The organism is Gelidibacter salicanalis (assembly GCF_016469035.1).
Taxonomy (GTDB): domain Bacteria; phylum Bacteroidota; class Bacteroidia; order Flavobacteriales; family Flavobacteriaceae; genus Gelidibacter; species Gelidibacter salicanalis_A.
In genome coordinates, this window is the sequence record NZ_JAEHJZ010000004.1 from 245,834 (window position 1) to 258,055 (window position 12,222).

Sequence of the window (12,222 nt, forward strand, 5' to 3'; positions counted from 1 at the left end):
AAAAGCTAATAAATCGCTTATATTTGCAAATTAGTTAGGCAGTTTTATGAAAAACATTCGAAATTTTTGCATTATAGCACATATTGATCACGGTAAAAGTACCCTTGCAGATCGCTTATTGGATTTTACCGGAACTGTAACCGAACGGGAGAAACAAAACCAACTTCTGGACAGTATGGACTTAGAGCGTGAGCGTGGTATTACCATAAAATCTCATGCCATACAAATGGATTACACCTATAAAGGCGAACAGTATATCCTGAACCTTATTGACACTCCCGGCCATGTTGATTTTTCTTATGAGGTGTCCCGTTCCATCGCTGCGTGCGAAGGCGCGTTACTGATTGTTGATGCTGCACAAAGCATTCAGGCACAGACCATTTCAAATTTATATTTGGCTTTAGAGAATGATTTAGAAATCATTCCCATATTGAATAAAGTAGATTTGCCAAGTGCAAATCCTGAAGAAGTTACGGATGATATTGTTGAGTTGTTAGGCTGTAAACCAGAAGACGTCATCCATGCCAGTGGTAAAACAGGTTTTGGAGTAGATAAAATTTTAGAAGCAGTTATTGAACGCATCCCGGCACCTAAAGGAAATCCTGACGCACCATTACAAGCCTTGATTTTTGATTCAGTTTACAACACCTTTAGAGGTATTGAAACGTATTTTAGAGTGTTTAACGGTGAAATCAAAAAAGGACAAAAAATAAAATTTGTCGCTACTGATAAAGAATATTATGCCGATGAAGTAGGCACGCTAAAACTCACCCAAGTTGCAAAACAAAGTGTTAAAACGGGTGATGTTGGCTATTTGATAACAGGGATCAAAACTGCAAAAGAAGTAAAAGTTGGAGACACCATTACTGATTTTGCAAATCCAACCACCAATATTGTAGAAGGTTTTGAAGATGTGAAGCCTATGGTATTTGCCGGCATCTATCCTGTAGATACAGAAGATTATGAAGAGTTGCGCAGCTCTATGGAGAAGCTGCAATTAAATGATGCGTCCTTGGTGTTTATGCCAGAAAGTTCAGCGGCCTTAGGATTTGGGTTCCGTTGTGGATTCTTGGGCATGTTGCATATGGAAATTATCCAAGAACGTTTGGAGCGTGAGTTTGATATGACAGTGATTACTACGGTTCCTAACGTGTCTTATCACGCCTTTACCAATAAAAATCCTGATGTTGCCTTTATTGTCAACAACCCGTCTGATTTACCGGATCCATCTACCGTTAATCGTGTGGAAGAACCTTATATTAAAGCTACAATTATTACTAAAGCTGATTTTGTTGGTAACGTCATGTCATTGTGTATTGAAAAAAGAGGCAATGTACTTAACCAAACCTATTTGACTCCAGAACGTGTGGAGCTCACTTTTGATATGCCCCTGGCTGAAATTGTATTCGATTTTTATGATAGATTAAAAACAGTTTCTAAGGGTTATGCCTCTTTTGACTACCATCCTATTGGAATGAAAGCGTCCAAATTGGTACGCTTGGATATTTTATTAAATGCGCAACCGGTAGATGCCCTTTCAGCGTTGATTCACGCCGATAACGCACAAAATATTGGCAAGAAGATGTGCGAAAAGTTGAAGGAATTGATTCCGCGTCAACAATTTGACATCCCGATCCAAGCCGCTGTGGGTGCCAAGATCATCTCTAGAGAAACCATTAAGGCACTTCGTAAGGATGTGACCGCAAAATGTTATGGGGGTGATATTTCACGTAAACGTAAACTTCTTGAAAAACAGAAAAAAGGTAAAAAACGCATGCGCCAAGTAGGAAATGTTGAAATTCCGCAACAAGCGTTTATGGCCGTGTTAAAACTGAATGATTAAGTCATAAATTTACTTTTTCTCTAAAAAAAAATTAAACTTAAAGAGAAGCTCCATAGAATCATAATTCTATGGAGCTTCTTAGTTTACTCACAATGCTATCCAAACTTGACCTAACGATTTATATAACATAAGTATCACTAAAAAAAATAAAAAGTTTACAAACCCATTAATAGTAAGATGCGGCAGGAGATTTTATAATGACGCCTTGCTTTTTGAAACCAGTTTAACTGAGATTTATAGGGCAAATTTAATCATGAATGTCCGGTAAAACAAGTAAAAAGTGTACAAACCCATTAATAGTAAGACGCGGCAGGAGATTTTATAATGACGCCATGCTTTTTGAAACCAATTTCACTTAGAGGGATTAGGCAAATTTAATTTAGAATAACGACTGTTTATCAATCAGTCATAATCAAGTCTTTGTTCTTTTCCCGATAGCCATCGGAACTATAAGCGCAGCGCCTGCCTGCCGGCGAGGCAGGATCTTAATTCTTTATCAGACAATAATTATTTTATTTTATATGTAGGTAATATGCTCAAATATTTTGTAGTTTTAAACAACTCATAAAATCAACCAATGACCATATTCCATATCAGTGCAGAATGTTATCCTATTGCCAAAGTTGGTGGCTTGGGAGACGTGGTTGGCGCACTGCCTAAATATCAAAACAAACTCGGCGAAACCAGTAGTGTGATCATGCCCTTTTATGATAACAAGTTTACCAATACACACGATTTTGAAAAAGTGTTTAGTGGCCGGTTCAATTTGGGCAGACCCTTCGCTTTTGATATTCTTACCCTAGTAGATAATACACTGGGGTATGACCTTTATCTGGTGCATATTCCTGATCTATTGTACACAGATTATGTCTATTCTTCCAATGATACGGAGCGCTTTTTAGGGTTTCAAATAGCAACATTGGATTGGTTGGTGCAATTGGACCAACAACCTGACCTAGTGCATTGTCATGATCACCATGCCGGATTAATCCCGTTTATGATGGCTCAGTCTTATGCCTATCATAAATTACGGCGTACTCCAACGGTAGTGACCATCCACAACGGACAATATCAGGGTTGGTTTGGCCATAATAAAATACACCTCATCCCTCCTTTCGATTTTTCTAAAGCAGGCTTATTAGATTGGAAACACCTGATCAACCCGTTAGCTTCCGCCATAAAGTGTGCATGGAAGGTAACTACCGTATCTCCCAATTATATGGAAGAACTCAAATATGCGGCTAACGGGTTAGAAGATTTGTTACGCTATGAAAGTGGAAAATGTGTAGGTATTTTAAATGGGATTGATGACAAGGTTTGGGACCCGTCTACAGATACGGACCTGATTAAAAATTATTCGTTAAAAACCGTTGCTTCAGGTAAAAAAGCCAATAAAGAATGGCTTTGTAAAGAGTTCAATCTCAACCCGAAGCTGCCTCTATTTGCATTTATTGGGCGCTTGGTTGATGAAAAAGGAGCCGATTTACTACCTGAAATTTTCAACAATTCGCTCTATCATAAAAATATATCCATCATGATGTTGGGTTCTGGTGACACTGGTGTAGAACAACAATTAGACGATCTGAAACAACAGCATGCGGGATTTTACAACACCTATATTGGTTACAACGAACGTTTGGCGCATATTCTATATGCTGCCGCAGATTTTTTACTCATGCCATCACGTGTAGAACCCTGTGGCTTAAATCAGATGTATGCCTTGCGTTATGGCACCGTGCCCATTGTTAATAAAGTTGGGGGTTTAAAAGATACCGTTGCGGATATTGACAACAACGGTTTTGGTGCGCTACATGATGGTGCAACCGTTCAAGAAGGCAGTTTTGCAATCTACAGAGCCATTAATTTTTATAATGATAGCGATAGGTTCAAAAAAAATCGTAATTTAATCATGAAAATTGACCACTCTTGGGACGCTTCTGCGCAAGCGTATGTTAATCTTTATAATTCACTAATTCTATAACTATGTACCACGACAGTGTAATTTCTATCATCTTAGGTGGTGGGCAAGGCTCCCGACTATATCCTCTAACCCAATCGCGTTCAAAACCCGCTGTGCCTATTGCGGGAAAGTACAGATTGGTAGATATTCCCATTTCAAACTGTATCAACTCAGAAATCAAACGCATGTTTGTACTGACCCAATTCAACTCAGCGTCATTGAACAAGCACATAAAAAACACCTATCACTTTAGTTTTTTTAGTCAAGCCTTTGTGGACGTTTTGGCTGCTGAACAAACCATGTCCAACAATACCTGGTTTCAAGGTACTGCAGACGCCGTGCGCCAGAATATGCATCATTTTTTAAACCATGAATTTGAGTACGCCCTGATATTATCGGGAGATCAACTGTATCAAATGGATTTCAATAAGATGTTGGATGCACATAAAGAGAGTAACGCTGAAATAACCATTGCTACCTTACCTGTAAAAGAGAAAGAAGCGACGTCTTTTGGAATTTTAAAAACCGATGAGAACAGCATGATTACCTCCTTTATCGAAAAACCAGATGCCAGTTTATTACCAGATTGGACCTCTCAAGTAAGTGATGGGATGAAAGCCGAAGGCCGTAATCATTTGGCTTCCATGGGGATCTATATTTTTAATAGAGACCTATTGATAGATTTAATGAACAATCCTGACACCAACGACTTTGGCAAGGAAATCATTCCACAGTCTATAGACAAACATAAAACCTTAAGTTATCAATTTGAGGGGTACTGGACTGATATTGGTAATATTGATTCTTTTTTTGAGGCTAACCTAGGTCTTACAGATGATATCCCTGAATTTGACCTCTTCAACATTAAAAAACGAATTTACACAAGAGCACGCATGTTACCTACCACCAAAATAAGCGGAACCACGCTTAACAAGGCGGTCATTGCAGAAGGCTGTATTATTAATGCAGCTAAAATAGAGCATTCTGTTATTGGTATTCGTGCCCGCATAGGTCATGAGACGACCATTATTAACACCTATATGATGGGAAGTGATACTTACCAAACCCTTGAGGAAGTGACTTCTACCACAAAAATACCCATGGGCATTGGAGAACGCTGTTTTATAAAAAATGCCATCATCGATAAAAATTGCCGGGTTGGCAATGATGTGAGAATCCATGGCGATATCAACTCCAAAGACATCGAAACAGATACCTATGTTATCAGAGATGGGATTGTAGTGCTCAGGAAAGGGGCAACCATACCTCACGGAACAGTTATTTAAAGGGTTTTAACCTTCAAGGACATTACTTGTATCATACTCGATTATAAGCTTTTAAATAGCATCAAAATTGAACGGGACTTGCGATGTTATAGAGGCACTTATATAAAATGAAGACGTTTTAAGCTTTTAGTCTGAAACGTCTTCATTTTCATTTTCTTTTGTATTGGTTTTTTCCTTCTGAATTTTTTCAACATCATAAGGCTTCCCTAAATACACCAGTTTCCAGCCTTCAGTAAATTCTTCATCATCTTTGTCAATATTAGTAAGGATATGTAATTCATTAGATTCATCCTTTAAAAACAAAGGAATGATATCATAATCTCTACCGCTAAGATCAATCAGGTTTTCATAGTGTTTTTTATCAGTGATGTCAATTTCATGAACCGCTGGATATCTTCGGGTGGTTTCTGTCAATGAAATAAAATCGTCTCTTTGAATGAAAATACTTTGTTTTGGTTGGTAATTGGGATCATTTAATTCTTCAGAAGTGATCAGTCTGAACGCACCATTTTCACCAAATTCTCCCTTAAATCTGTTAATCGCAAATTGATTGATTTCAGAGTTGCCGGTCAATGCAATAATATAACCCACATCATTCAACTCAATATTATCGTCTAAAGAATCTGAATAAATATTGGTATTGATCGCTTCTAAACCCAATTCGGTGGCCTTGTTGATGTTGTTCTGATTGTTATCAATTAGCACCACATGGCGTCCATTTTCTTCTAAATAGTTTCCTATCAATCGCGAAGCTTTAGAGGCTCCTATAATCAGAATACCATTGGATTTCTTCAAAAACACACCCACCCATTGTGCTACATAACGCGCCGTTGTAGCATTTAATAGCACGGTACCTAACACAATCATAAACACCAAAGGGGTAATATATTCAGCATCTGGCACCCCATTTTTGGCTAATTTTAAGCCGAATAAGGACGCAATTCCTGCCGCCACGATCCCTCTAGGGCCGACCCAGCTTATAAATAGTTTTTCATTAAGTTGTAAAGAAGAATTATAAGTGCTTAAAAATACGCCAATAGGTCTTAATACAAATACTACAATGGCAAATAAGACCACCGTATTCCAGTTAAATATAAGCAGGAGGTCTTCCATATTGATGTTGGCCGCAAGCAAGATAAATAAGATGGACACTAATAGGACACTCAATGATTCCTTGAAATATAACAGTTCCTTTAGGTAAGGCGAATTGGAATTACCCAAAACCATCCCCATGACCACAACAGCCAATAACCCAGATTCATGCGCAAAGGTATCTGCCAACACAAAGACGCCCAACACACTGGCAAGTGCAAAAACATTAAGAAGATAATGCGGAATTAAACGCTTATTAATGATAAAATTGAGGCCGTGCGCAAAGGCAAATCCAAAGGTACTTCCGAACAACACAATCTTTCCAAATTCAATAAAGGCAGTTTTTGTAAAGGCACCACCAGCATCTACACTAATAAATTCAAACACCAATACGGCCACCAAGGCGCCTATAGGATCAATAAGGATGCCTTCCCATCTCAACACCGCTGAAACATCTTGTTTTAAGGGAATATTACGTAAAATTGGCGTAATTACGGTAGGGCCCGTAACAATGATTAAGGCTGAGAATAGAAAGGACATTTCCCAACTTAAATAAAATATGAAATGTGCTGCTACGGCGGCTCCAAAAAAAGTGACCAAAGAGCCAACCGTGATTAATTTTGAGATAACTGGACCTACGTTTTTTATCTCCTTGACCCGGAGCGTTAGTCCGCCTTCAAAAAGGATGATGCTAATGGCTAGAGACACAAAATAAAAGAGACTCTCTCCAGGAAATAGCCCTTTTTCACCATTATATATCGGTTCTATCCATTTGGATCCGTCACTGGACAGATATTCTGCAGCAATAGGTCCAACTAAAAGTCCGATTAAAATTAATGGTAAAATAGCCGGAATTTTAAATTTCCATGCCACCCATTGCGCCAATATGCCGAGTATAACGATTCCTGCTAGTTCAATCATATAATTTGTGTATCCTTAATTTCGTTTTGCAAAGGTGGTAAAGTTATTTTTTTTGGAGTAATCCATCCTTAAAAATTATCATAAAATGAAAATAAGCGCAGGATGCGAAGCTTTCAATATCTACAATGTAGTTATTTGTCGCCGCCTTTCGACTCGAATTTGTAGTATAATTTTTTTAAGCTCTTTTTTAGTAAGGTAAAGCGATAGATCCCAATAATGAAGAAAATGGCACTAAATACTAAGGCCAACAACGCCAAATATCTAAAATCTTGAAAATTCTTCAATTGAAAAAAAGCAATACCTCCCAAAAGCAGGTAAAGTGAAGATCTGATGTAAGATAGCAGTGTCCGTTCATTGGCCAAGCGTGTGCGTTCAATGGCAAGATAATCTCTTAAAATAATCTCTTGATCTGGCTTAAAATCACGACCAAACTTTAAGAGTCTCATTTTTTTGAGCCGCAAAGGCTCTGGTACGATTCTTTTCATAACACTTTTTTATAAAATTAGATTAATTTTAATAGGATTCAAATAATCTCCCCAATACTTATCGTAATTAAATGTTAAAATACAGCCAATATCAATGTGCAAAACCCACAAATTTTAAGTGATTTAGTAATTTGCAGGATTAATAAAGCCTTAAAATTGAAACTATGCAACTATATCCTATTGAATCTGGAAATTTCAAACTCGATGGAGGTGCCATGTTTGGTGTTGTGCCTAAATCAATATGGCAACGCACCAATCCTGCAGATGCAAATAACATGATTGATATTGCCGCGCGTTGTTTGCTGATAGAAGATGGAAACCGTCTGATTTTGGTGGATACCGGAATGGGAAACAAGCAAAATGATAAATTTTTTGGGTATTATTATTTATGGGGAAATGATTCAATAGATAATTCTTTAAAACAGCACGGATTTCATCGCGATGACATTACTGACGTGTTTATGACGCATTTGCATTTTGACCATTGTGGCGGAAGCATTCAATGGAATAAAGACCGAACCGCGTACGAACCTGCCTTTAAAAACGCGAATTTCTGGAGCAATAAAGAGCATTGGGACTGGGCAACCCAGCCTAACAATCGTGAAAAAGCGTCCTTTTTAAAAGAAAATATCCTTCCGATGCAGGAAAGTGGCCAATTGAGGTTTACGGAACTTCCAGAAGATCGGCTGCTTAAAAATTCTGATCTGGGCTTCGCTATCTTTTTTGCCGATGGCCATACTGATAAACAAATGATCCCACTCATCAAATATAAAGATAAAACCATCGCTTTTATGGCCGATTTACTTCCCACCGTGGGTCATTTACCCTTACCTTTTGTAATGGGTTATGATACCCGGCCATTGTTGACCTTAGATGAAAAAGAAATCTTCCTAAAAACCGCCGCAGACGAAAATTATTATCTGTTTTTGGAGCATGATGCCCACAACCAAATCATCACCGTACAACACACTGAAAAAGGTGTGCGCTTAGATCAAACCTATACTACACAAGACATTTTTACAAATTAATACATAGATCACATGAAATTATTTAAATCATTCGCTATTGCTGCTTTTGCGGCAACCACGCTTTTTAATTGTAGTTCTTCCACAGGTGTTGTTTCTACACCAATGGAAAATATAGACACACTACCCTTAAAAACGTCTGAACTAACCGAGGCTGAAAAGCACCATTGGGGACATTTAGACCTTAAAAATGACACCATTCCTGGGATGAGTGTGGATAGAGCTTACGATGAAATTATAAAAAACAGAAAAGGTACTACTACCATAGTTGCGGTTATCGATTCAGGCATTGACATTGATCATGAAGATTTGCAAGGAGCTATCTGGACAAATACCAAAGAAATTCCTGGCAACGGAAAAGACGATGATAAAAATGGATATATTGATGATATCCACGGGTGGAATTTTCTGGGCGATGGGTATGATGAGCAATTGGAATATGTGCGTTTATTGGCAAGTGGTAATACAGCACACCCAAGATATGCAGAAGCAAAAGCAGAGCGTCAGTCAGAATATGACAAATATGTGGGCATCAAAACCAACTATGAGCAGTTTTTACAACAAATAAAAAATGCTGATGATGCCTTAGAAAGAGAAACAAAAAAGAGTAATTATACCAAAGCAGATGTAGATGCTCTTAACACCAGTAATCAAACACTTCAACAATATATTGCTGTGGCAAAATATGTGTACAGTTTAGATTTCGATACGTTAAAAAAGGCTACTAAAGAGCTTACCCAAGGCTTGGTGGATATTACAGACCGTCTGAATTACAATCTGAATGTAGATTTTAAAGGTCGTAAAACAGGTGACAATCCTGATGACATGACTGAAAAATACTATGGTAACAACAACGTAAAACCTGTAAAAGCTTCTGAAAGCCACGGGACACATGTGGCTGGAATTATTGCAGCTGTAAGAAACAATGGAAAAGGTGGTAATGGCGTGGCCAACAATGTCAAAATCATGAGCATTAGAGCGGTTCCCAACGGCGATGAATATGATAAAGACATTGCTTTAGCTATAAGATATGCTGCAGATAATGGCGCAAAGGTAATCAACACCAGTTTTGGTAAATACTATTCGCCACACAGCGACTGGGTGAGAGAAGCGATTGTATACGCAGCTTCTAAAGATGTTTTAATTGTGAATGCAGCAGGAAATGAAGGGGCTGATTTAGATACCAAAGAGGTGTATCCCAATGATGCTATTGGCACAGGTCCTGAAGTTGCCGATAACTTTATCAGCGTGGGATCTTTAGACCCAAAATACGGTTCAGGTTTGGTGTCAGGATTTTCAAATTATGGAAAGATAAACGTTGATATTTTTGCGCCAGGCGGCGAAATTTACTCAACCTTTCCCAACAATGATTACAAAACTATCGGTGGTACCTCAATGGCGTCTCCAGGCGTGGCCGGAATTGCAGCGTTAATACGTTCTCAATATCCAAAATTAACCGCACCACAGGTTAAGAAAATCATTATGGATTCTGGTTTGGCATTAACTACGAAGGTGGTTGTAGGTGGCGATCCATCGCAAATAAAGCCCTTCAGCGCCCTGTCTAAATCACAAAAAATTGCCAACGCTTACAATGCTTTAATCTTAGCGGCACAAGTGGCAAAAAACCTTTAATAAAACCTTTCTCAAATGAAATTTAGTGCTTTAACTCTTGGTTTTCTTTTGATGATGTCTTCTTTTAACGGACAATCCCAAAATAAAATAACTCCATTCTCTAACCCCTATTATTGGCAGCAACATGTAGATTATACGATGGTTATTGATATGGATGTGGAGACCTACAAATATTCAGGAACCCAAAAATTAGTCTATACCAACAATTCTCCTGATGTATTGCACAAGGTATTTTATCATTTATATCCCAACGCTTTTCAACCGGATAGCGAAATGGATGCACGCTTAAAAAGTATTGCAGATCCTGATGGGCGTATGGTCAATAATTTAGGAACCAAAGCAGATCCTATCTACGAAAGTAGAATCAGCAAGTTGGGTCCAGATGAATTTGGCTATATCAAGGTAAACACTTTGCTTCAAAATGGTACACCAGTAACTCACGAAACTCAAGGCACCATTTTGATGGTCACCTTAAATGAACCCATTCAACCAGGCGAAAAGGTAACCTTTGATATGGTTTTTGATGCACAAGTGCCCTTGCAAATCCGCCGTTCTGGAAGAAACAGCAAAGAAGGGGTGGCCTTATCTATGGCGCAATGGTATCCTAAACTGGCAGAATATGATGATGAAGGTTGGCATGCCGACCCCTATATTGCAAGAGAATTTTATGGCGTTTGGGGCGACTTTGACGTTAAGATTACCATCGATAAAAATTATACCATTGGAGGCACAGGCTACCTTCAAAACCCTAACGACATAGGACACGGGTATGAAACCGAAAAGTTAAAAAAGGAAAAAGGAAAAACCTTAACCTGGCATTTTAAAGCGCCCAATGTACACGATTTTACCTGGGCAGCAGATACGGATTATATCCACGACAAACTTCAAATGGAAAATGGACCCATGCTCCATTTTTTATACAAAAGTACCATGCCGGCAGAGAAGCTGGAAAACTGGAAAAAATTACAGCCCATTACACAGCAATTGATGGAATATTTCAGCGCACATGTAGGTGAGTATCCTTATGATCAATATTCTGTGATACAGGGTGGAGATGGGGGCATGGAATATGGCATGAGCACCCTTATTGTGGGCGAAGGTACTTTAAAGGGGTTGATCAGTGTAACGGCTCATGAACTGGCACATAGTTGGTTCCAATTTGTATTGGCTAACAATGAAAGCAAACATTCTTGGATGGACGAAGGGTTTACCAGCTATATTCAAGATAGAGCCTTAGACGCCATTAACGGTACCAACAGTGATAATCCGTTTGCGGGCTCATACCGCTCTTATATTTCTTTAGCCAATTCTGACAGAGAACAACCTCAAGGCACGCATTCTGACCGTTATATATACAATCGTGCGTATTCTATTTCAGCCTACAGTAAGGGCACCTTATTTTTATCGCAATTGGGCTATATTATTGGTGAAGACAACCTTGATAAAACCATCAAGCGGTATTATAAAGAATGGGCGTTTAAACACCCAAAACCATTGGATGTCATCAGAGTAGCTGAAAAAGTTTCAGGCCTTGAGCTCGATTGGTATTTGATGGACTGGACGCAAACTACCAACACGATAGATTACGCAATTAAAACAGTAGATTCAGAAGACGACAAGACCACAGTTACACTTGAACGCATAGGGTTAATGCCCATGCCTTTAGATATTGAAGTGACTTATGCCGATGGTACAACCGCCCAATTTAACATTCCGTTGCGTATGATGCGTGGTGCTAAACCCGTAGCAACTACAACCACAGTATTGCCAAATTGGGCGTGGACACATCCAAATTATACCTTTGACATTCAAAAACCTAAAAGTGCCATAACCTCGATTACCATAGACCCAAGAGGTTATATGGCAGATGTTAAAAGGGAAAACAACGTAATGACCGTTAATTAGCACCCGATCATAAATTATAAAAAACCGTTTTTAATCAAGCGGTTTTTTTATGAAACCTAATTACCTTTGGGTC

At 38.6% G+C, this 12,222-nt stretch carries 8 protein-coding genes; 6 read left to right on the top strand and 2 right to left on the bottom strand.

Annotated features, from left to right (window positions below; translation table 11 throughout):
• Positions 1-46: 46 nt before the first annotated feature.
• From lepA to JEM65_RS03070, 3 genes are all read left to right on the top strand, one after another.
• On the top strand, positions 47-1,843 hold the full coding sequence (lepA, locus tag JEM65_RS03060) for a translation elongation factor 4 (protein WP_199597092.1): 1,797 nt from the start codon (positions 47-49) through the stop codon (positions 1,841-1,843).
• 577 nt (positions 1,844-2,420) lie between these two features.
• Positions 2,421-3,824 carry a glycogen synthase gene (locus tag JEM65_RS03065; protein ID WP_199597093.1) on the top strand — a complete coding sequence of 468 codons (1,404 nt, stop codon included), beginning with the start codon at positions 2,421-2,423 and terminating at the stop codon, positions 3,822-3,824.
• Between the two features lie 2 nt (positions 3,825-3,826).
• Entirely contained in the window at positions 3,827-5,089 is a 1,263-nt protein-coding gene (locus JEM65_RS03070; RefSeq protein ID WP_199597094.1) for a glucose-1-phosphate adenylyltransferase, read from the top strand.
• Between the two features lie 126 nt (positions 5,090-5,215).
• Here JEM65_RS03070 and JEM65_RS03075 read toward each other — a convergent pair whose 3' ends face one another.
• A complete protein-coding gene (locus tag JEM65_RS03075) occupies positions 5,216-7,102 on the bottom strand; it encodes a cation:proton antiporter (RefSeq protein ID WP_199597095.1) in 1,887 nt (628 codons plus the stop codon).
• Positions 7,103-7,233: 131 nt separating this feature from the next.
• Positions 7,234-7,548, bottom strand: a complete 315-nt coding sequence (locus JEM65_RS03080) for a DUF202 domain-containing protein (protein ID WP_199597228.1) — start codon at positions 7,546-7,548, stop codon at positions 7,234-7,236.
• A gap of 203 nt (positions 7,549-7,751) precedes the next feature.
• On the opposite strand from JEM65_RS03080, the gene JEM65_RS03085 reads away from it, so the two are divergent.
• The 3 genes from JEM65_RS03085 to JEM65_RS03095 are packed head-to-tail and all read left to right on the top strand — an operon-like array spanning position 7,752 to position 12,149.
• On the top strand, positions 7,752-8,615 hold the full coding sequence (locus tag JEM65_RS03085) for an MBL fold metallo-hydrolase (RefSeq protein WP_199597096.1): 864 nt from the start codon (positions 7,752-7,754) through the stop codon (positions 8,613-8,615).
• 12 nt (positions 8,616-8,627) lie between these two features.
• Entirely contained in the window at positions 8,628-10,244 is a 1,617-nt protein-coding gene (locus JEM65_RS03090; RefSeq protein ID WP_199597097.1) for a S8 family peptidase, read from the top strand.
• Between the two features lie 15 nt (positions 10,245-10,259).
• Entirely contained in the window at positions 10,260-12,149 is a 1,890-nt protein-coding gene (locus tag JEM65_RS03095) for a M1 family metallopeptidase (protein ID WP_199597098.1), read from the top strand.
• Positions 12,150-12,222 lie beyond the last annotated feature (73 nt).